This window comes from Rhizobium sullae (assembly GCF_025200715.1).
Classification (GTDB): domain Bacteria; phylum Pseudomonadota; class Alphaproteobacteria; order Rhizobiales; family Rhizobiaceae; genus Rhizobium; species Rhizobium sullae.
In genome coordinates, this window is sequence record NZ_CP104143.1 from 3,893,345 (window position 1) to 3,914,473 (window position 21,129).

The following is a 21,129-nucleotide window of genomic DNA, read 5'->3' on the forward strand; positions in this document are numbered from 1 at the left end:
CTTGCATTGGCTTTGCGGCTGGGGTCCAAATGAGCCATCCGAATCACTATGAAAAAGCCGGGGCTACCGGCGGAGAAAGGCTGACGGATTGAAGACTTCTGGTAGGACGCGCACCCTTATGAATTTCGAGACCTGGAAGGCCGCGCGCTGATGGGAGCTTACATTCTTCGACGCCTGCTTCTGATGATACCGACAATTATCGGCATCATGGCAATTTCGTTTACCGTCATCCAGTTTGCACCGGGCGGCCCTGTCGAGCAGGTCATCGCGCAGCTGACCGGTCAGGCCGATAGTGCCGACCAAAGGATTTCCGGCGGCGGCGATCTCGGACAGCAGTTCGATGACAGCGGTTCCAGATACCGTGGTGCCCAGGGCCTCGATCCGGAACTGATCGCCAAACTCGAAAAGCAGTTCGGCTTCGACAAGCCGCCGCTGACGCGCTTTCTGGAAATGATGTGGAATTACATCCGCTTCGACTTCGGCGAGAGCTTCTTCCGCAATACCTCGGTGCTCGATCTCATCAAGGAAAAACTGCCGGTATCCGTCTCGCTCGGCATCTGGATCATGATTTTCTCATACGCCATCTCCATTCCGCTCGGCATCCGCAAGGCTGTGAAGGATGGCTCGACTTTTGACGTGTGGACATCCGGCGCCATTATCGTCGGTTACGCCGTGCCGAGCTTTCTGTTCGGTATCCTGCTGATCGTGCTTTTCGCCGGCGGCTCATTTTACGACTGGTTCCCGCTCCGCGGCCTGGTGTCGGATAATTTCGACCAGCTCGCCTGGTGGCAAAAACCGCTTGATTATTTCTGGCACCTGACGCTGCCGCTGATCTCGCTCTCGCTTGCCGCCTTCGCGACGACGACGCTGTTGACGAAGAATTCCTTCATCGAGGAGATTAAGAAGCAATATGTGACGACGGCGCGCGCCAAGGGGTTGAACGAGCGGCAGGTGCTTTACGGTCATGTCTTCCGTAATGCCATGCTGGTCATCATCGCCAGTTTTCCGGGCGCCTTTATTTCCGCCTTTTTCACCGGCTCGCTGCTGATCGAAAATATCTTCTCGCTCGATGGTCTCGGTCGCCTCGGCTATCTCTCGGTCGTCAATCGCGATTACCCGATCGTCTTTGCAACACTTTATATCTTCTCGCTGCTAGGCCTTTTCGTCAGCCTGCTCTCGGACCTGATCTATACCTGGATCGACCCACGCATCGATTTCGAGCGGAGGGATGTCTGATGGATACGGCTGCCAATCCGACGCCCGTTACGCCGGTCAAGCCGCCGCGCAAGGGCCTGCTTTCCCCGACGAACATCCGCCGCTGGCGGAATTTCAGGGCAAACCGCCGCGGCTACTGGTCGTTCTGGCTGTTCATGCTGTTGTTCGGCCTCAGCCTATTTTCGGAATTCATCGCCAACGACAAGCCGATCATCGCATCCTACAAGGGCGAGATTCTGTTTCCGGTGCTGGTGGATTATCCGGAGGAGAAGTTTGGCGGCTTTCTCGCGGAAACGGACTACCGCTCGGATGTCATCGCCGATGAGATCAAAGCCAATGGCTGGATGATCTGGCCCCCGGTCCATTATTCCTACCGCTCGGTGAATTCCAACATCCCGCATTCCGCGCCGACGCCGCCGTTCTGGTTGATGAGCAAGGAGGAGCGCTGCGCAGGCTATCCGCAGGGCGTCAACGATCCCAATTGCACCTACGGCAATCTCAATTGGCTCGGCACCGACGATCAGGCACGCGACGTAATGGCGCGCATCATCTACGGTTTCCGTATATCCGTGCTCTTCGGCCTGGTATTGACCATCTGCTCGGCAATTGTCGGCGTGACCGCCGGCGCTGTGCAGGGCTATTTTGGCGGCTGGACCGATCTGCTTCTGCAGCGCTTGATCGAAATCTGGTCATCGATGCCGGTGCTTTATATTCTGCTGATCATCGCCGCGGTCCTGCCGCCGGGCTTTTTCGTGTTGCTCGGCATCATGCTGCTCTTCTCCTGGGTCGGATTCGTCGGCGTGGTACGCGCGGAGTTCCTGCGCGCCCGCAACTTCGAATATGTCCGCGCCGCCCGAGCGCTCGGCGTCAACAATCGCACGATCATGTGGCGCCATATGCTCCCGAACGCAATGGTGGCGACGCTGACGTTCCTGCCCTTCATCCTGTCCGGCTCGATCACGACGCTGACCTCGCTCGACTTCCTGGGTTTCGGCATGCCGCCCGGCTCGCCGTCGCTCGGTGAGATGATCGCCCAAGGCAAGGCCAATCTTCAGGCGCCATGGTTAGGGCTGGCGGCCTTCTTCACTATGTCGATCATGCTTTCCCTGCTGATCTTCATTGGCGAGGCCGTGCGCGACGCGTTTGACCCGAGAAAGACCTTCGCATGAGCCAGATGCCTGAACCTCTTCTCTCTGTCCGCGATCTTTCCGTCGCCTTCCACCAAAGCGGCGAAACGTCACTGGCCGTCGATCGCATCTCCTTCGAGATAAAAAAGGGCGAGGTCGTTGCGCTGGTCGGCGAATCCGGGTCGGGCAAGTCTGTTTCCGCAAACTCCATCCTGCGGTTGCTGCCGTATCCTGCAGCAAGCCACCCGAGCGGCGAAATCTTCTTCAAGGGCAAGGATTTGCTCAAGGCATCGGAGAAGGCGCTTCGCGAGGTGCGCGGCAACGATATCACGATGATCTTCCAGGAGCCGATGACCTCGCTCAACCCGCTCCACACCATCGAAAAGCAGATTGCCGAAATCCTCGATCTGCATCAGGGCGTGACCGGCCAAGCGGCCCGCATGCGGGTGCTGGAACTCCTGAACCAGGTTGGCATCCGCGAGCCGGAAAAGCGGCTGAAAGCCTATCCGCACGAGCTGTCCGGCGGCCAGCGCCAGCGCGTTATGATCGCGATGGCGCTTGCCAACCGGCCCGAGCTGCTGATTGCCGACGAGCCGACGACGGCGCTCGATGTCACGGTCCAGGCGCAGATACTGGATCTGCTGCGCAAGCTGAAAGGCGAGCATGGCATGTCGCTGCTTTTCATCACCCACGATCTCGGCATCGTCCGCAAATTCGCTGATCGTGTCTGCGTCATGACGAAGGGCAAGATTGTCGAGACGGGAGCCGTCGAAGAGGTGTTCAGCAATCCGAAGCACGACTATACGCGTCATCTTCTTGCCGCAGAGCCGCGTGGCGATCCGCCTCTCGCCGATCCATCCAAGCCGGTGGTGATGGAGGGCTCCGATATCCGTGTCTGGTTCCCCATCAAGGCTGGCTTGATGCGCAGAGTCGTTGACCACGTGAAGGCCGTCGACGGCATCGACCTTTCGCTGCGCGCTGGCCAGACGCTCGGTGTCGTCGGTGAATCCGGCTCCGGCAAGACGACACTTGGCCTAGCGCTCACCCGCCTGATTTCCTCCAAGGGACGCATCAGTTTCGTCGGGAGGGACATAGCGGACTATTCGTTCACCGAAATGCGGCCGCTGCGCAACCAGCTTCAGGTCGTGTTCCAGGATCCTTACGGCTCTCTCAGCCCGCGCATGTCGGTCGGCGATATCATCGCAGAAGGGCTGAAAGTCCATGAGCGCTCGCTGTCGCATGAGGAGCGCGACCAGCGCGTGTGCTGGGCGTTGGAAGAGGTCGGCCTCGACCCGCTGACCCGCTGGCGCTACCCGCACGAATTCTCCGGCGGCCAGCGTCAGCGCATCGCGATTGCCCGCGCCATGGTGCTGAAGCCGCGCTTCGTCATGCTCGATGAGCCGACATCGGCGCTCGACATGAGCGTCCAGGCACAGGTCGTCGATCTTTTGCGCGACCTGCAGAAGAAGCACGATCTAGCCTACCTCTTCATCAGCCACGACCTGAAGGTCGTCAAAGCGCTCGCCAACGATGTCATTGTCATGCGTTTCGGCAAGGTGGTTGAGCAGGGGTCGTCGGCAGAAATCTTCCGCGCGCCGAAACACGACTACACCAAGGCGCTGATGGCCGCCGCTTTCAATATCGAGGCAGTGCCGACGCCTGCCGTGCAGCAGTAAAGAAGATCATGTCCGCAAGACCTCCCGTTCTCGTCGATCTGAAGTTCAATCCCGAAGGCATCGCCCGCATTCTGAAAACCGCCTTTCCGGATCGCGGCAGCATCAATCTTGCCGATCCTGCGACCAAGAGCCGCGACTTGAGCGCGATCGACTATGCGTTGCTGTGGAAGCCTGATGCCGATCTTTTCGAACGCGCACCGAACTTGAAGGTCATCTTCTCAGGCGGTGCCGGCGTCGATAGTTTCATGAACCTTTCGGGTTTGCCCGACGTGCCGATCGTCCGCTTTGTTGACAGCAGCCTGACGGTGCGCATGAGCGAATGGGTGCTGCTGCAGTGCCTGATGCACCTGCGCCAGCAGCGCGACCATGATCGGCACCAGCGCGGTCGCGTCTGGAACCAGATGGCACCGCCGGAAGCCGCGGAAATCACCGTTGGTGTCATGGGGCTTGGCGTGCTGGGGCAGGATGCTCTCCGCAAGCTGAAGGTCGTGGGCTTCAACGTCATCGGCTGGTCGCGCAGCCGCAAACGGCTTGATGGGATCGAAACCTTCGATGCAAGCGAACTCGATACCTTCCTGTCGAAGACCGATTTCCTCGTCGGACTGCTCCCGCTGACACCGGAAACGACAGGCTTCTACAATGCGATGCTGTTTGCAAAGCTCCGTCCGGATGGTCCGCTCGGAAAGCCGGTTTTCATCAATGCCGGCCGCGGCAAGAGCCAGGTGCAGCACGATATTGTTGCGGCGATTGAAGGCGGTGTGCTCGGCGGTGCTTCCCTTGATGTATTCGAGGTCGAGCCGCTTCCGGCGGACGATCCCCTCTGGGGTTTGGAGAACGTTTTCATCACCCCGCATGATGCCGCAATCTCGGAAGAGAATGCGCTCTTCCGGTATGTCGAGGCGCAGATCGCCCGCTACGAGCGCGGCGAGCCGCTGGAGTTCGTGGTGGACCGGAAGGCTGGCTACTGAGGCCCGGCGGAACCATGACGCAGCATATTCGTTGCTCCTAACGACGGTCCTGGGGCGGGTCGGCATACGATCCGCGAGACATCGGAAGGGAGACGAAGATGGCTCATCAGATGGATAAGCGCTGGGAAAACTCCGATAGCAAGCGGCATGCCGAAGAGCAGGTCCCCGCGGTGAAGGCAAAGCAGGGCCGCACTGGCGCCCGCATCCTGATGGTCCTGGTCGTTGCGCTCATTCTTGCCTTCATCGTTTGGATTCCAGTCGAAATCTGGGGCAGCCGTCAAGCCGATGAAGTAGCGCCACAGCAGCCCGGTCAGGAACTGCAGTCCCAGCCGCCGGCACCCGCTGCGCCGCCATCCATGCAGAATGGCAGTGCCGTTCCCACGCAAACGCCCAACACGCAGCCGCCGACACCGAACGCTGAACCCGCGACGCCTGCCACACCTGCGCCGCCTCAGCCTGCGCAATAGGCTTGAGTCCCAAGGGGATCATCGAAAGAGGCCCTGCCGCCTTGCTGCGGCGGGGTTTTTATTTGTACTGGACATTATCAGCTGATTTTTCGATAAGAAGGCGCACGAGCCGGTCGTCGTGTGCCGGCCTTTTGCGGCACCCGACCGGATTGGGACGGGGTGGAGCATGGCCAAGACAGATATTGCAAGGCGCGTTTACAATCACGCCTGGAAGCTTGATCCCATCGTCCGCAGCCTCATCGATACGGACTTCTACAAGCTTCTGATGCTGCAAATGATCTGGAAGCTTTATCCGGATGTCAGCGCCACTTTCACGCTCATCAACCGCACCAAGCGCGTCCGTCTTGCCGAGGAGATCGATGAGGGGGAACTGCGCGCCCAGCTCGATCATGCCCGCACGCTGCGGCTCTCCAAGAAGGAAATAATCTGGCTCGCAGGTAACAGCTTCTATGGCCGTGCGCAGATCTTTGAGCCGGAGTTCCTTGCTTGGCTCTCTCATTTCCAGCTGCCGGAATACGAGTTGTCGAAGAAGGACGGCCAGTATGTGCTCGATTTCCACGGTTCGTGGAAAGAGACGACGATGTGGGAAATTCCGGCGCTGGCGATTATCAACGAGCTGCGCTCGCGCTCGGCGATGAAGGCGCTCGGTCCCTTCACGCTCGATGTGCTTTATGCACGCGCCAAGGCCAAGATGTGGGCGAAGGTGGAGCGGCTGCGTGAATTGCCGGGCCTGCGTATCTCCGATTTCGGCACGCGCCGTCGCCACAGCTTCCTGTGGCAACGCTGGTGTGTCGAGGCGTTGAAGGAGGGCATCGGCCCCGCTTTCACGGGCACAAGCAATGTATTGCTCGCTATGGATTCCGATCTGGAAGCGGTCGGCACGAACGCTCATGAGCTTCCGATGGTGGCCGCAGCGCTTGCCGACACCGACGAGGAGCTGCGCAACGCGCCTTACAAGATCCTGCGCGATTGGAACAGGCTCTATGGTGGTAACCTGCTGATCGTCCTGCCGGATGCGTTCGGCACTGCAGCCTTTTTGCGTGACGCGCCCGAGTGGGTCGCCGACTGGACCGGCTTCCGCCCCGACAGTGCACCGCCGATCGAGGGCGGCGAGAAGATCATCGATTGGTGGAAGAAAATGGGCCGCGATCCACGCCAGAAACTGCTGATCTTCTCGGATGGTCTCGACGTCGATGCGATCATCGACACCTACAAGCATTTCGAGGGCCGCGTGCGCATGAGCTTCGGCTGGGGGACCAACCTGACCAACGATTTCGCAGGCTGCGCGCCGACCGAAATTTCCGGCCTCAATCCGATCTCAATCGTCTGCAAGGTCAGCGAGGCCAACGGCCGCCCGGCGGTCAAGCTCTCCGACAATCCTCAGAAGGCAACCGGAGACCCGGCAGAAGTCGAGCGTTACCTCAAATTCTTCGGCGCGGAAGATCGCACCGAGCAGACGGTACTTGTCTGATTGAGGTCAGGGGGAGGGCCGGTTCGCTCTCGCATCCTCCCCACTCCACCGGCTCTTTTTTGGCGGCGTTGATGATGTGGCAGCGTCTTCAAGTAAGAAGGTAACACCAAGCTTCTCGGCAAGCGAACGTGCATCCGCAGGCGCCTGCACCTTCGCGTCGTTGTCGAAATAGACAAAAACGTCGCGCCCTTTGGCTGACCCCTTGAGCGGCGGCAGCACGCGATTGGCATCTTCCGGCTCGTGTCCACGCGCCCATGCCGCGATACGTTTGGCCCAGACATCGAGCGCCGCATCGTCGTATCCGCTGACATAAAGCTCCTCGGATCCGTGAAGGCGGCAATAGACGAAGTCTGCGGTGACATCCATCAGAAGCGGCCACTGGACCGAGTCGGCGCAGACGAGGCCAACCTGATGTTCGCGCAGCAACTCGATGAATTCCCTTGTGCAGAAACTGTCGTGGCGAATTTCAAGAGCGTGACGAAGGGGCTGCTGCACATCACTTTCCAGCCAGTCACGGCCGTTCAACCGGTCATCGTGCGACCTTGCAAGCTTCGTCGCTTCATCCGTGTCTTTCGGCAGCATTGCCATAAATCGCGCGAAACGCTCATCGTCGAATTTCATGGTCGGCGGAAACTGCCATAGAATGGGGCCGAGCTTTGGCCCCAGTCGCAGAAGCCCGGACGCCATGAAATTCGCAAGCGGCGTCTCGACATCGTGAAGCCGCTTCAAATGGGTGATGTAGCGTGAACCTTTGACGGCGAATACAAAGCCGTCCGGCGTCATCTCCCGCCAGTGCGCGAACGCGTCAGGCTTCTGCAATCCGTAAAATGTGCCGTTAATTTCAATCGAGGTAAAATTGCGCGCGGCAAAATGCAGTTCGCACTTCTGCGGCAGGTCCTCAGGATAGAATACCCCGCGCCACGGCGCATAGGTCCAGCCGGATATGCCGATACGGATCGTGCCTTTCCTTGCCATGAAAGACAAACTGACGTCGCGGCCGCTGGTTCCCCCGCCGCGTCGGTCAGATATTCAGGCTTGCGGTTTCTGCTTTTCTTCAGCTTCGCGGATGGCGTCTTCGTGATACCAGGAATCGAAGGCGGCGTCGCAGACATCGGGATCGATGTCGAGCTGGTGGCGGGCACTAAAGCGTTCGCCCGGCCTGCGGAATTTTACCGGGAACTGATAGATCTTCGCGGATTCGCGATGAACATTTGCTGGCATCGAATTGCCTTCCATTATCTTCGCATACCGGTTGCCCGGCATTTCATAGTAACAGAGTGCCCATCATTTGCGCAAACAGCCTAAAAAAGCGCCAATAAATGTGATATTCATAAGCACTTGATAAGACGCGTAAAATACTAGCACTGCCTGCACCTTTTTGAGGCGTTAGGGGTCGACCAAAAAAACGTCCTGTGCGCCGATCGGTTCCATGCCCCTAAACCCTCGCTTTCGTTGAAAATCGACGATTGCTCCCAGCTGATTCCCGCTACACGTTTCGTCACAGTCCGTGTGCCCTCTCCAAACTGGCACGGCACGTGCTTGGCATCTGACATCCGGTGGTGATCAAGCACGCGCTTAGCGGTCGCTTTCGGGATTTGCTCACACCCTTACGTTTGAGAGACTGGCCAATGACAAAGTATAAGCTCGAGTACATCTGGCTCGACGGTTACACACCGACACCGAACCTGCGTGGCAAAACGCAGGTCAAGGAATTTGCTGAATTTCCGACGCTCGAGCAGCTTCCGCTCTGGGGCTTCGATGGTTCCTCCACGATGCAGGCCGAAGGCCGCAGCTCCGATTGCGTGTTGAAGCCGGTTGCCCTCTATCCGGATCCGGCCCGCACGAACGGCGTTCTCGTTATGTGCGAAGTCATGATGCCCGATGGTGTCACGCCGCATCCGTCGAACAGCCGCGCAACCATCCTTGATGATGAAGACGCCTGGTTCGGCTTCGAGCAGGAATACTTCTTCTACGAAGACGGCCGTCCGCTCGGCTTCCCGGAGCAGGGCTACCCGGCTCCGCAGGGTCCGTATTACACCGGCGTCGGCTACAAGAACGTCGGCTCGGTTGCCCGCGAAATCGTGGAAGAGCACCTCGACCTCTGCTTGGCCGCCGGTATCAACCACGAAGGCATCAATGCCGAAGTGGCGAAGGGCCAGTGGGAATTCCAGATCTTCGGCAAGGGCTCCAAGCGCGCCGCCGACCAGATCTGGATGGCTCGCTACCTGCTTCTCCGCCTCTGCGAAAAGTACGGCATCGACATCGAATTCCACTGCAAGCCGCTCGGCGACACGGACTGGAACGGCTCGGGCATGCACTGCAACTTCTCGACCAAGTTCATGCGCGAAGTCGGCGGCAAGGCCTATTTCGAAGCACTCATGGCTCAGTTCGACAAGAACCTGCAGGACCACATCGACGTCTATGGCCCGGACAACCACCTGCGCCTGACCGGCAAGCACGAAACGGCTCCGTGGAACAAGTTCAGCTATGGCGTTGCCGACCGCGGCGCGTCGATCCGCGTTCCACACTCCTTCGTCAAGAACGACTACAAGGGCTATCTGGAAGATCGCCGCCCGAACTCGCAGGGCTGCCCTTATCAGATTGCTTCGCAGGTTCTGAAGACGATCTCGGAAGTTTCGACCTCCGGCTTCGCTTCGGCGGCTGCCTAAGCCCCAGGCTTTCCTCCCAAGGGCGCCGGTTGCATCGCAACCGGCGTTTTTTTGCGAGTCGTCTCAAGGAAAACATTCCTTCGCGTCACTGGCCGCGCTATAGTTGCGGCATGGCACAACGAGCAGGCAGCGCCGATCTTCCCTTGCATGGCGGCAGAGTTCCGCGGTGGCTCGGCGAGCGGATGACGAAGCTCGGTGCAGTCATCACCGAAGCCGTCGTGCAACATTACGGCCGGGATGAACTGCTTCGCCGCCTTGCGCATCCCTTCTGGTTCCAGTCCTTCGGCGCCGTCATGGGCATGGACTGGCACTCCTCCGGAATAACAACCAGCGTCCTCGGCGCCCTCAAGCGCGGGCTGACGCCGCTTTCGGGCGAACTCGGCCTGCATGTCTGCGGCGGCCGTGGCGCCCATTCCCGCAAGACACCGGACGAACTCGTTGCGATCGGTGAGCGTGTCGGCTTCGACGGTGGTTCGCTTGCGACTGCGAGCAGGCTCGTCGCGAAGGTTGATAGCGCCGCCGTCCAGGATGGCTTCGCTCTCTACCTCCATGGCTTCATCGTCACCGACGACGGCAAATGGGTTGTCGTGCAGCAAGGCATGAACGGCGACAAGCGGCAGGCGCGGCGTTATCACTGGCTGTCGGAAGGTCTCGAGAGCTTCGTCAATTCGCCGCACACGGCAATCGAGGGCCGCAGCCAGGGCAATATCATCAATTTGGCCGACAGGCGTGCCGAGCGTTCGCGCACGGGGCAGCTTGATCTTCTGGCGACGCTCGGGCCGGATCGTATTCTGCGCGAAGCGGCAGCCTTGGCGTTCGATCTCGCGAAACCTGCGCCGCAGCCGGACCAGCCGCTCCTACCCCATCTCCTCATGCCCGCCCATCACGACGTTCGTGAAAAGGACGTCAACATGAAGCGCCTGCATGGCAATCTTGCAGCCGCCGCCGACCGCGGACCGGAAGATTTTGAGCAGCTTCTGCTCGTGCCCGGCGTCGGAGCCCGAACGGTGCAGGCGCTGGCGATGGTCGCCGAAGTGGTTCATGGTGCGCCTTGCCGCTTTTCCGATCCCGCGCGCTTCTCGCTCGCCCACGGCGGCAAGGATCGGCATCCATTTCCCGTCCCGCTGAAGGTCTATGACGAGACGATCAAGGTGATGAAGTCAGCCGTGCAGAAGGGCAGGCTCGGCCGTGAGGAGGAACTGCAGGCGCTGAAACGCCTCGACGACCAGTCCCGGCAACTCGAGCGATATGTTACAGGCCCAGACCTCAAGGAGGTCGTCGCCGGCGAATTCCGCAACTCACCCGGTTGGGGCGGCAGAAGCGTCTTCGGCTGGAAAGAAGAGAAGTTTAATTAGCTCATCTTCAATGCTTTGACGTGCTGTTCAGCACGACAAGAAGTGTCTGATTTTATTGAGAAATGGCGGACAGAGAGGGATTCGAACCCTCGGTACGCTTTCACGTACACACGCGTTCCAGGCGTGCGCCTTAAACCACTCGGCCACCTGTCCATTTGCGTTCGCACCCGGAGAGGAGCAAATCGTCGGAACGGCGCGATATATACCGATGAATTTTCGGGGATCAACCTAAATCTAACAGTTTTTTGACTTCTTCCGATAAAACTCCGCCCGCGCTGTCCATTGCGCTTTGATCGTGAGATAATTATCTATTGGCCAAGGTGGAGAATGGCGCGGCTGACCGGAAAATCCGGCGGTAGAGCGTCGGAGGGATTGATGCGTTTCTTGTTGCGTGTGGCTAGCCTTGTCGCGCTCGTTGTGGCCGTGATTGCAGGGACGATCGATTCAATTCAGTCCGTTGCGGCATCGGCTGTCGTGGTGACACCCATGGGCGGTGCCTGGCAGGATTTGAGCCCTTCGTCGCTTTCGGCACTGCAGTCGTCCGTTTCCTACTATGTGCACCCGCGCTTCTATGCCTTCGTATTCCAATGGCTGATGCTGCAGCCCGCTTTTGCCGTCTTTCTGGTGATCGCGCTGCTACTTTGGATGATCGGCTACAAAAAGCCGCCGGTGGCTGGCCGATTTACCGCGTAACAAAACGCGCGGCCCTGACGTATCAGCTTTGAGGCCTGCATCGGGCCTATGCCAGAAAGCTGGAATGCGCATAATCGATATGCTCACCAAGAAGACCACGACACGGCTTTGCCGGGCCGCGATCAGCCGATCCCGACCGCGTCCGAACATTTCGTCAGCGGTCGTCCGCTGAAGGGACCATATCCGGAAGGCACGGAGACCGTTTATCTCGGCATGGGCTGTTTCTGGGTTGCTGAGCGCCTCCTCTGGAATATCTCGGGCGTCTATGTGACCGCGGCCGGCTATTCGGGCGGTTTCATGAAAAACCCGACCTATCAGGAAACGACGACAGGACTGACCGGCCACACCGAAGTAGTCAAGCTCGTCTACGATCCGACGGTCGTGTCGCTGGAAAGCCTGCTGAAAACCTTCTTTGACGAGCATGATCCGACGCAGGGCATGCGCCAGGGCAACGACGTCGGAACGACCTATCGCTCGGCCGTTTATACGACGGCCCCGGAACAGCTTGCGACGGCAGAGCGCGTACGCGACACATCCCAGGCGGCTCTCAAATCTACCGGCCGCATGGCGAAGATCACCACGGAGATCGCTCCGGCAGGTGAATTCTACTATGCCGAGAATTACCACCAGCAGTATCTGGCGAAGAATCCGGATGGTTATTGCGGTCTCCGCGGAACCGGAGTGAGCTGCCCGATTGGCCAGTAAAGTCGCATTTTAGCAGCTCATTTTGCGCAAAAATCAGCCCACATGGGCTGATTTTCAGCATCTATTCGGATTTTTTACCAGCCGAAAAATTTCTCGTGAATTTTTCGTTGAGCCATGCAAGGATGCGCCCAGCCAGGCCTCCGGGGGGAGGCCGGTGGTTCCGCAGACATGCCTGCCAAAGGCTTGCGGGAGGACCCAAACAAATAGCAACAATAGGGCTGCACTATGAAAAAAACCCTTCTTTCTCTCCTGGCCGTGGCCGCGATGTCCACGACGGCGCTCGCTGCCGACGTCAAGCCGGCTCTCGTTTACGGCACTGGCGGAAAGTTCGACAAGTCCTTCAACGAAGCAGCCTATAATGGCGCTGAGAAGTTCAAGGCGGAAACCGGCATTGCCTATCGCGACTTCGAACCGACCGGCGACACACAGGGCGAGCAGGCGATCCGCAACTTCGCAAGCCGCGGTTTCAACCCAGTGGTCGCCGTGTCCTTCGCATGGACCTCGGCAATCGAAAAGGTCGCTGCTGAATTCCCGGACACCAAGTTCATCATCGTAGATTCCGTCGTCGATAAGCCGAATGTCCGCTCGGTCGTCTACAAGGAAGAAGAAGGTTCGTTCCTCGTCGGCGTTCTCGCCGGCATGGCCTCCAAAACCGGCAAGGTCGGTTTCGTCGGTGGCATGGATATTCCGCTGATCCGTAAGTTCGAATGCGGCTATGAGCAGGGCGCCCGCTCCGTCAAGGCTGACATTGAAGTCTTTCAGAACATGACCGGCACGACCGGTGCTGCCTGGAACGACCCGGTTCGCGGCGGCGAGCTCACCAAGAACCAGATCGACCAGGGCGCTGACGTCATTTATGCGGCGGCAGGTGCGACCGGCCTCGGCGTTCTCCAGACGGCTGCCGACAACAAGAAGCTTTCGATCGGGGTCGATTCCAACCAAAACCATCTGCATCCGGGCTCCGTGCTGACCTCGATGGTCAAGCGCGTCGATCTCGCCGTCTACAACGCCTACACCGATACGAAGAACGACAAGTTCACCGGCGGCGTGCAGGCTCTTGGCGTCAAGGAAGACGGCGTTGGCGCTGCGATCGACGACAACAACAAGCCGCTGATCACGCCGGAAATGCAGGCCGCCGTCGACAAGGCACGGGCTGACATCATCGCAGGAACCATCAAGGTTCACGATTACACGACGGACAACTCTTGCCCGAAGTGATCCGCGACTGAGATGGGCGTATGGCGGCCAGTTTTTTCCGCCATACGCCCTTTTCGTATTTGGAGCCTGCTGTGACAGACACGCCCGCTATCGAACTTGTGGGCATCGATAAGAAATTCGGTGCCGTTCACGCAAACAAGGACATCAACCTTACCGTCGCCAAGGGCACGATCCACGGCATTATCGGGGAAAACGGTGCTGGTAAGTCGACATTGATGTCGATCATCTACGGTTTTTATCACGCCGACGCCGGCGAAATCCGGGTTAACGGTCAGCCGGTGACCATCCGCGACAGTCAGGCGGCGATTGCAACCGGCATCGGCATGGTCCACCAGCACTTCATGCTGGTCGATAATTTCACGGTCCTGGAAAACGTCATGCTCGGCGCCGAAGGCGGGGCGCTGTTGGCGAAGGGTGTTGCGTCTGCTCGCGCCGAATTGAGACGGCTGGAGAAGGAATACGGCCTGGAGGTCAATCCGGATGCGCTGATCGAGCAGCTACCGGTCGGCCTGCAGCAGCGCGTCGAAATCCTGAAAGCCATGTATCGCGGCGCCGAAATCCTGATCCTCGACGAGCCGACCGGCGTCCTGACGCCAGCTGAAGCCGACCACCTGTTCCGCATCCTCAAGGTGCTACGTGATCAGGGCAAGACGGTCATCCTTATCACGCACAAGCTTCGCGAAATCATGGCCATCACCGACACCGTTTCGGTGATGCGCCGCGGCGAAATGGTCGCGACCCGCAAGACCGCGGAAACGACGGTCGAAGAACTCGCCGAACTCATGGTCGGCCGCCGTGTTCTTTTGCGCGTTCAGAAAGGCGAGGCGACACCCGGCAATGTGCTGCTGTCGGTCCGCAACCTGACGGTCAAGGACAATCGCGGCGTGACAATGGTCGACAATGTCTCCTTCGATGTCCGGGCCGGCGAAATTGTCGGTATCGCAGGCGTTGCAGGCAACGGCCAATCGGAGCTGCTGGAGGCGATCGCGGGCATCCGCAAGCCGCATTCCGGGGAGATTTTCCTTGATGGCCAGACGATCGACAAGGCCGACGCGGCACGGCTGCGCGAACTGGGCCTTGCCCATATTCCCGAGGACCGCCACCATATGGGCCTCGTGCTGAAGTTCGAGGAATACGAGAACTCGGTTCTCGGTTATCACCGCAATCCTGCCTATAGCAGAGGTCCGCTGCTCGATCTTGATGCGATCCGCAAGGATGCCATGGACAAGATCGAGAAATACGACATCCGCCCGCCGAACCCGCGGCTGAAGACCGCCAATTTCTCGGGCGGCAACCAGCAGAAGATCGTGGTTTCCCGCGAAATCGAGCGCGATCCTGCCGCACTCATTATTGGCCAGCCGACGCGCGGCGTCGATATCGGCGCCATCGAATTCATCCACCGCCGCATCATCGAGATGCGCGACGCGGGCAAGGCGATCCTGCTCGTCTCCGTCGAACTCGACGAAATCCGCGCCCTTTCAGACCGTATCCTTGTCATGTTTGCCGGCCATGTCGTCGGCGAGAAGACGCCCGATGCCGGTGAACAGACCCTCGGCCTGATGATGGCCGGCATTGCCGCGTGAGGCCTTAATGAGCACTGCTTCCGTTCCTCTTCCGCATTGGATCACCTACGGCCTCATCCCGGTCTTGAACCTGATCGTTGCCTTCCTGATCTCCGGCTTCGTCGTCTGGCTGATCGGCGAAAGTCCGCTTGGCGCCCTCTCGTTGCTGATCGAGGGGGCACTCGGCAGTGGCGAAGGCATCGGCTTCACGCTGTATTACGCCACAAGCTTCATTTTCACTGGCCTGTCTGTGGCAGTTGCCATTCATGCCGGTCTCTTCAATATCGGCTCGGAGGGGCAGGCCTATCTCGGTGGCCTCGGTTGCGCATTGGCGGCGCTGGCCCTTGACCGCTTCGTGCCCTGGTATGTCACCATGCCGGTTGCGGTCGTCGGTGCAGGCCTGTTCGGTGCCGCCTGGGCATCCATTCCGGCCTTCCTCCAGGCAAAACGCGGCAGCCACATCGTCATTACGACCATCATGTTCAACTACATCGGCGCGGCGCTGATGGTTTACCTGCTGGTTCACGTGCTGATCGTCCCCGGCAAGATGGCGCCGGAAACGCGCACCTTCCTCGAAGGCGGCCAATTGCCGAAGCTCGGATGGGTGATGAACCTCTTCGGTGCGAAGCTTGGGGCCGCGCCGTTCAATGTCTCTTTCCTCATCGCCCTAGTCGCCGCCTACTTCGTCTGGCTGCTCATCTGGCGCACGAAACTTGGATTTGAGATGCGCACGCTCGGTGTCAGTCCCACTGCCGCCTCCTATGCAGGCATTCCGTATGCCCGCACGGTGATGATTGCCATGCTGCTTTCCGGCGCGCTGGCCGGCATGATGGCGCTGAACCCGGTCATGGGCTCATCCGCCCGCCTCCAGGTCGAGTTTGTCGGCGGGGCTGGTTTCGTCGGTATTGCCGTCTCGCTGATGGGACGCAATCATCCCGTCGGCATCATCTTCTCGGCGATCCTCTTCGGCATCCTCTATCAGGGTGGCGACTGGGTCTCCTTCGAGATGCCGAACATCACCCGCGAAATGATCCTTGTGATTCAAGGCTTGGTCATTCTCTTCGCAGGCGCGCTCGAATATATGTTCCGCCCGGCGCTCGTCCGAATCTACCAACAGTTCAAGGTCAAGTGAGGGGAGCGGACGATGGATTACTATGACATCCTCATCAACGTTCTGAGTTCAACGATCCGGCTCTCGATCCCGCTGATCTTTACCGCCCTTGCAGGCCTCTTTTCCGAACGTGCCGGCGTTTTCGACATCGGCCTTGAAGGCAAGATGCTGGGCGCGGCCTTTGCCGCCGCCTGCGTTGCATACATCACCGACTCCGCCTGGCTCGGCCTCGTCGCGGGCATCCTCTGCTCCGTCGCGCTGAGTTTGGTGCATGGCTTTGCATCCATCACCAATCGGGGCAACCAGATCATCTCGGGCGTTGCCATCAACTTCTTCATCGCCGGTATCACGATTGTGCTTGGGCAGGCCTGGTTTGGCCAGGGCGGCCGCACGCCGCAGCTTTCCCCGGCAAGCCGGTTTTCGCCGATCGCGCTTCCGGGCGCAGACGTGATGCGGGAGGTTCCGATCATCGGTCCGCTTTATTCCAACGTGATCTCTGGCAACAACATCCTGACCTATCTCGCATTCCTGGCAGTCCCGCTCTCCTGGTGGATCCTCTTTCGGACGCGCTTCGGCTTGCGCCTTCGTGCCGTCGGTGAAAATCCCGGTGCGGTCGATACCGCCGGTATCTCGGTCAGTTGGCTGCGCTATCGAGCCGTCATGTGTGCGGGCATTCTTTGCGGCTTCTCGGGCACCTATCTGGCGATCGCGCAATCGGCCGCTTTCATCAAGGATATGTCGGCAGGCAAGGGTTATATCGCCCTTGCCGCCCTGGTCTTCGCAAAATGGAAACCGGTGCCGGTGATGTTCGCCTGCCTGCTCTTCGGCTTCCTCGATGCGCTGGCGAACTTCATGCAGGGCAAGCAGGTCCCGCTGATCGGCGCAGTGCCGGTGCAGATATTCCAGGCGCTGCCTTATATTCTCACCTGTATCTTGCTTGCTGGATTCATTGGCGTCGCAACGCCGCCGAAGGCTGGTGGCGTCCCCTATACGAAGGAGCGTTGAAACATGTCGCATGACCTTTTCGAAGCCGCTCGCGGCGCCATGGCCTTTGCCCATGCGCCCTATTCCAAATTCCCGGTCGGTGCGGCAATCCGCGCCGAAGACGGCAAGGTTTATACCGGCGCCAATATCGAAAACCTCTCCTTCCCGCAGGGTTGGTGCGCCGAGCCGACGGCCATCAGCGCCATGATCATGGGCGGAGCGAAGAAGATTGTTGAAATGGCGGTCATCGCCGAGAAGCTGCCGCTCTGCCCGCCCTGCGGCGGCTGCCGGCAGAAGATCTCCGAATTCGCGTCGAAGGATACGAAGATCTATCTTTGCGACGACGTGGGCGTGAAGAAGACCATGACGATGGAGGAGCTTCTTCCCTTCAGCTTCGAGACTGAACTCGGATGAACGCCGCCATCGATCTGCTCGTCGGCAAACTCGGTGGGTTCGCGCCGCGTCACGGCATTGTGCTCGGTTCCGGCCTAGGCTCGCTGGTAAGCGAACTGACGGATGCGGTGCGAATTCCCTATCGGGACCTGCCGGGCTTTCCTGTCAGCGCCGTCTCCGGGCATGCCGGCGAGGTCGTTGCCGGCCATCTCGGCGGCGTGCCGGTCATCATGCTGTCGGGCCGCGTCCATTATTACGAAAAAGGCGACGCCAGCGCCATGCGACTGCCGCTTGAGGTGTTGAAGGGCCTTGGCGTGCAGTCACTGTTCCTGACCAATTCCGCAGGCTCGCTACTCGAGGAAATGCCGCCGGGTTCGGTGATGCAGATCACCGACCACATCAATTATTCCGGCATGAATCCGCTGATTGGCGAAGAAAGCGACCGCCGCTTCGTCGGCATGACGAGCGCCTATGATCGCGATCTTTCCATGTCCATGCGCAAGGCGGCCGAGAAGCTCGCCATCAAGCTCTCTCACGGCGTCTATATGTGGTTTTCGGGACCAAGCTTCGAAACGCCTGCGGAAATCCGTATGGCGCGGATTCTCGGTGCGGATGCCGTCGGCATGTCGACCGTACCGGAGGTCATCATCGCCCGAATGCTGGGTTTGAGGGTTGCCGCAGCCTCGGTTATCACCAATTATGGGGCTGGCATGACCGGCTCCGAACTCAGCCACGAAGAAACAAAAGACATGGCGCCCGTCGGCGGCGCGCGTCTCGCCGCAATCTTAAAGGAAATGATTGCGGGTGGAGGAAGCGATAATGAGTAGTCACTCGCAGAAGGAAACGGCAGCCGTCGCGCTGTCGCTCCTTGACCTTACCAATCTCAAGGACGATTGCACCGAAGAGCAGATCGATACGCTCTGCGCCCGCGCACAGACGCCCTACGGGAATAGTGCCGCGATCTGCATCTGGCCACGTTTCGTGGCACATGCCCGCACGGTTCTCGGCAAGGGTCATCCCGTCCGCATCGCGACGGTCGTCAATTTCCCGTCTGGCGACATGGAAGTGGCTGATGTCGCCGCCGAAACGCGCGAAGCTATTGCAGACGGTGCGGACGAGGTAGATCTGGTCATTCCCTACCGCAGATTCCTCAATGGCAACGAGAAGGCCGTGACCGACATGGTGGCGGCGGTGCGCGCGGAATGCACCGGTGGTGTGCTGCTGAAAGTCATCCTGGAGACCGGCGAGATCAAGGATCCCGGCCTCATTCGCCGCGCATCTGAACTTGCAATCGATGCGGGCGCGGACTTCATCAAGACATCCACCGGCAAGGTCGCCGTCAACGCGACGCTCGAAGCTGCAGATATCATGATCCGCGCGATCCGCCACAGCGGCCGCAAGGTGGGCTTCAAGCCGGCCGGTGGCATCGGCTCCGTCGCGGATGCCGCCCTTTATCTCAGCCTTACGGAAACGATCATGACGCCGGATTGGCCGATGCCGTCCACCTTCCGTTTCGGGGCCTCCGGCCTGCTCGATGACATCCTCGCTGTCCTCAGCGGCGCCCAGTCAGCGCCCGCCAAGGCCTCGAGCTATTGAGCATGATCCCGCAGGAGATCATTCGGCAGAAGCGGAATGGTGGCGTCCTTTCCGCGGATGAGATCCAGTCCTTCGTTGCGGCCCTTGCCACCGGCGAGTTATCAGAGGGGCAGATCGGCGCCTTTGCGATGGCCGTCTGGTTCAAGGGCATGTCGCGTGACGAGACCGTCGCGTTGACGCTCGCCATGGCGCGCTCAGGCGATATGCTCACATGGCTCGGGATCGATCGCCCAATTGCCGACAAGCATTCGACCGGCGGGGTCGGTGACAACGTTTCGCTGATGCTGGCGCCGATTGCGGCTGCTTGCGGCCTAGCGGTGCCGATGATCTCCGGCCGCGGCCTCGGCCACACCGGCGGTACGCTCGACAAGCTGGAATCCATTCCCGGCTATGGAATTACGCCGGATGCTGCTCGTTTCCGCAAGGTCGTTAAGGAAGTGGGCTGCGCCATCATCGGGCAGACGGGTTCGTTGGCGCCCGCCGACGGCACGCTCTACGCCGTGCGCGATGTCACAGCGACCGTCGATTCCATTCCGCTGATCACGGCCTCCATTCTTTCCAAGAAGCTCGCGGCTGGACTTCAGACCTTGGTGCTTGATGTGAAAACCGGCAACGGCGCCTTTATGGCCGATCACGAGCAGGCAAAGCTTCTGGCGCACTCCCTAGTCGACGTGGCAAACGGGGCAGGGGTCAAGACATCGGCCTTGATCACCGACATGAACCAGCCGCTGGCGGACGCGGCGGGCAACGTCGTGGAGATATGGAACTGCCTGGATTTCCTGGCGGGGAAGAAAGCTGGAACCCGGCTTGAGGCCGTCGTCCTGGCCTTTGCAGCCGAGATGCTGGTGCGTTCGGGCGTTTCGCCGTCTCTGAACGATGGCGAAGCGAAAGCACGTGCGGCACTAGCGTCCGGCAAGGCGGCCGAAGTCTTTGGCCGCATGGTGCATATGCTGGGCGGCCCGGCGGATCTTGTCGAAAAGCCCGCAAACTATCTGGTGAAAGCGCCCGTCGAAAGGCCGGTTCTCGCAGGAGAGAGCGGATGGCTCTCGGCCTGCGATGCGCGCGATGTCGGCATGGCCGTTATCGATCTCGGCGGCGGGCGGCGTCACCCGGCAGACAAAATCGATCATCGCGTCGGCTTCTCCGCCCTGCTGCCGCTCGGCACCCGTGTCGAAAAGGGTGATACGATCGCGATCGTTGGTGCCGCAGATGAGGCGGCGGCGCAAAAGGCGGCAGCCTCGATCACGGCAAGCTACCGCATCTCCGGCAACGAGCCTTCTCTGCCGCCGGTGATTTCCGGCCGCATTTGATTATTGCTTCAGATTCAGTGAGCCGTCGGCAACGGAGTAGGACTCGAGTTTCTTCAGGAAGCTCATGCCGACCAGGGTCGTCGAAAGCGCATCATCCTTAAGCACGAAGGCTTCCACATCTTGCACGCGGATGCCACCGATCTCCACGCGATCGAGCGTGACATGCGCGGCCTTGGCCTGGCCGTTGGCGGTATTCACCGCATGGCGGAAATCGAGCTGATTGCCCCCGTAGCCGAGACGGCGCGCAAGGCTTTCGTTCAGTGCCACATAGGTGGCACCGGTATCGATCAGGCCCTGTACTGGCTTGCCGTTGATCTTGAAGTCGCCGGTGTAGTGCCCCCTCGCATCGGCCTGAAGGTGCATGCGGCCATTGCCGGAAACCGGGGCGGGCGCCCTAGGCTGAGGGGCCGGGGTTGAAACAGCGCTGGCAGAAACCGTGTCGGCAACGGGCTGGCTGCCGCCGAAGAATGAGGGCACCTGAGTGGCGAGTGCGGCGATAATGCTCGCGAAAATGACGATACGCATGAGCATGAATCAGAAACCCTGCCTGTATAGACCCCGCCTCATGCGGGCTCGGGTCTTCAAGACTGCTACGCCGCAATTGCTGAT

At 59.8% G+C, this 21,129-nt stretch carries 21 protein-coding genes and 1 tRNA gene; 18 read left to right on the forward strand and 4 right to left on the reverse strand.

What is annotated here, in order from left to right:
* Window positions 1-150 precede the first annotated feature (150 nt).
* The 6 genes from N2599_RS19235 to pncB all read left to right on the forward strand — a co-directional run bounded on the left by N2599_RS19235 (window position 151) and on the right by pncB (window position 6,924).
* Window positions 151-1,236, forward strand: coding sequence for a microcin C ABC transporter permease YejB (locus N2599_RS19235; protein ID WP_027510506.1), 1,086 nt, complete (start codon window positions 151-153; stop codon window positions 1,234-1,236).
* Complete coding sequence (locus N2599_RS19240; RefSeq protein WP_027510507.1) at window positions 1,236-2,384, forward strand: ABC transporter permease; 1,149 nt, start codon at window positions 1,236-1,238, stop codon at window positions 2,382-2,384. The genes N2599_RS19235 and N2599_RS19240 overlap by 1 nt, the downstream gene beginning before the upstream one ends.
* Entirely contained in the window at window positions 2,381-4,018 is a 1,638-nt protein-coding gene (locus tag N2599_RS19245; RefSeq protein WP_027510508.1) for an ABC transporter ATP-binding protein, read from the forward strand. Before N2599_RS19240 ends, N2599_RS19245 begins: the two co-directional genes overlap by 4 nt.
* An 8-nt stretch (window positions 4,019-4,026) precedes the next feature.
* Window positions 4,027-4,986 carry a 2-hydroxyacid dehydrogenase gene (locus N2599_RS19250; RefSeq protein ID WP_027510509.1) on the forward strand — a complete coding sequence of 320 codons (960 nt, stop codon included), beginning with the start codon at window positions 4,027-4,029 and terminating at the stop codon, window positions 4,984-4,986.
* A 98-nt stretch (window positions 4,987-5,084) separates the two neighbouring features.
* On the forward strand, window positions 5,085-5,453 hold the full coding sequence (locus N2599_RS19255) for a membrane protein (RefSeq protein WP_027510510.1): 369 nt from the start codon (window positions 5,085-5,087) through the stop codon (window positions 5,451-5,453).
* 166 nt (window positions 5,454-5,619) lie between these two features.
* The gene (pncB, locus tag N2599_RS19260) at window positions 5,620-6,924 is read left to right on the forward strand and encodes a nicotinate phosphoribosyltransferase (RefSeq protein ID WP_027510511.1); all 1,305 of its coding nucleotides are present in this window, start codon (window positions 5,620-5,622) and stop codon (window positions 6,922-6,924) included.
* 6 nt (window positions 6,925-6,930) lie between these two features.
* Here pncB and N2599_RS19265 read toward each other — a convergent pair whose 3' ends face one another.
* Window positions 6,931-7,899, reverse strand: a complete 969-nt coding sequence (locus tag N2599_RS19265; RefSeq protein ID WP_027510512.1) for a DUF72 domain-containing protein — start codon at window positions 7,897-7,899, stop codon at window positions 6,931-6,933.
* 54 nt (window positions 7,900-7,953) lie between these two features.
* Complete coding sequence (locus N2599_RS19270; protein ID WP_027510513.1) at window positions 7,954-8,145, reverse strand: DUF2735 domain-containing protein; 192 nt, start codon at window positions 8,143-8,145, stop codon at window positions 7,954-7,956.
* Window positions 8,146-8,552: 407 nt separating this feature from the next.
* Here N2599_RS19270 and N2599_RS19275 point away from each other — a divergent pair, with 407 nt between their 5' ends.
* Complete coding sequence (locus N2599_RS19275) at window positions 8,553-9,593, forward strand: glutamine synthetase beta-grasp domain-containing protein (protein WP_027510514.1); 1,041 nt, start codon at window positions 8,553-8,555, stop codon at window positions 9,591-9,593.
* A 110-nt stretch (window positions 9,594-9,703) separates the two neighbouring features.
* Window positions 9,704-10,948 (forward strand): DUF763 domain-containing protein, encoded by a 1,245-nt coding sequence (locus N2599_RS19280; RefSeq protein ID WP_027510515.1) that lies wholly within the window; start codon window positions 9,704-9,706, stop codon window positions 10,946-10,948.
* Between the two features lie 63 nt (window positions 10,949-11,011).
* Here the strand turns inward: N2599_RS19280 and N2599_RS19285 are convergent.
* Window positions 11,012-11,101 (reverse strand) — tRNA-Ser (locus N2599_RS19285).
* A gap of 222 nt (window positions 11,102-11,323) precedes the next feature.
* Between N2599_RS19285 and N2599_RS19290 the strand changes: the two genes are divergently transcribed.
* The 10 genes from N2599_RS19290 to deoA all read left to right on the forward strand — a co-directional run bounded on the left by N2599_RS19290 (window position 11,324) and on the right by deoA (window position 20,520).
* Window positions 11,324-11,641, forward strand: a complete 318-nt coding sequence (locus N2599_RS19290; protein ID WP_027510516.1) for a hypothetical protein — start codon at window positions 11,324-11,326, stop codon at window positions 11,639-11,641.
* Window positions 11,642-11,689: 48 nt separating this feature from the next.
* Window positions 11,690-12,346: a peptide-methionine (S)-S-oxide reductase MsrA gene (msrA, locus tag N2599_RS19295; RefSeq protein WP_156915284.1), complete on the forward strand. Its 657-nt coding sequence runs from the start codon at window positions 11,690-11,692 to the stop codon at window positions 12,344-12,346.
* 225 nt (window positions 12,347-12,571) lie between these two features.
* Window positions 12,572-13,564, forward strand: a complete 993-nt coding sequence (locus tag N2599_RS19300; protein ID WP_027510517.1) for a BMP family lipoprotein — start codon at window positions 12,572-12,574, stop codon at window positions 13,562-13,564.
* Window positions 13,565-13,635: 71 nt separating this feature from the next.
* A complete protein-coding gene (locus tag N2599_RS19305; protein ID WP_027510518.1) occupies window positions 13,636-15,147 on the forward strand; it encodes an ABC transporter ATP-binding protein in 1,512 nt (503 codons plus the stop codon).
* Window positions 15,148-15,154: 7 nt separating this feature from the next.
* The gene (locus N2599_RS19310) at window positions 15,155-16,258 is read left to right on the forward strand and encodes an ABC transporter permease (RefSeq protein ID WP_027510519.1); all 1,104 of its coding nucleotides are present in this window, start codon (window positions 15,155-15,157) and stop codon (window positions 16,256-16,258) included.
* 12 nt (window positions 16,259-16,270) lie between these two features.
* Window positions 16,271-17,242: an ABC transporter permease gene (locus tag N2599_RS19315; RefSeq protein WP_027510520.1), complete on the forward strand. Its 972-nt coding sequence runs from the start codon at window positions 16,271-16,273 to the stop codon at window positions 17,240-17,242.
* Between the two features lie 3 nt (window positions 17,243-17,245).
* Window positions 17,246-17,635 carry a cytidine deaminase gene (locus N2599_RS19320; protein ID WP_027510521.1) on the forward strand — a complete coding sequence of 130 codons (390 nt, stop codon included), beginning with the start codon at window positions 17,246-17,248 and terminating at the stop codon, window positions 17,633-17,635.
* Window positions 17,632-18,441 carry a purine-nucleoside phosphorylase gene (locus tag N2599_RS19325; RefSeq protein WP_027510522.1) on the forward strand — a complete coding sequence of 270 codons (810 nt, stop codon included), beginning with the start codon at window positions 17,632-17,634 and terminating at the stop codon, window positions 18,439-18,441. Before N2599_RS19320 ends, N2599_RS19325 begins: the two co-directional genes overlap by 4 nt.
* Window positions 18,434-19,210, forward strand: a complete 777-nt coding sequence (gene deoC / locus N2599_RS19330; RefSeq protein ID WP_027510523.1) for a deoxyribose-phosphate aldolase — start codon at window positions 18,434-18,436, stop codon at window positions 19,208-19,210. The genes N2599_RS19325 and deoC overlap by 8 nt, the downstream gene beginning before the upstream one ends.
* Before the next feature lie 2 nt (window positions 19,211-19,212).
* Window positions 19,213-20,520, forward strand: a complete 1,308-nt coding sequence (gene deoA, locus N2599_RS19335) for a thymidine phosphorylase (RefSeq protein ID WP_027510524.1) — start codon at window positions 19,213-19,215, stop codon at window positions 20,518-20,520.
* Here deoA and N2599_RS19340 read toward each other — a convergent pair whose 3' ends face one another.
* On the reverse strand, window positions 20,521-21,051 hold the full coding sequence (locus N2599_RS19340) for a TIGR02281 family clan AA aspartic protease (RefSeq protein ID WP_027510525.1): 531 nt from the start codon (window positions 21,049-21,051) through the stop codon (window positions 20,521-20,523).
* Window positions 21,052-21,129 lie beyond the last annotated feature (78 nt).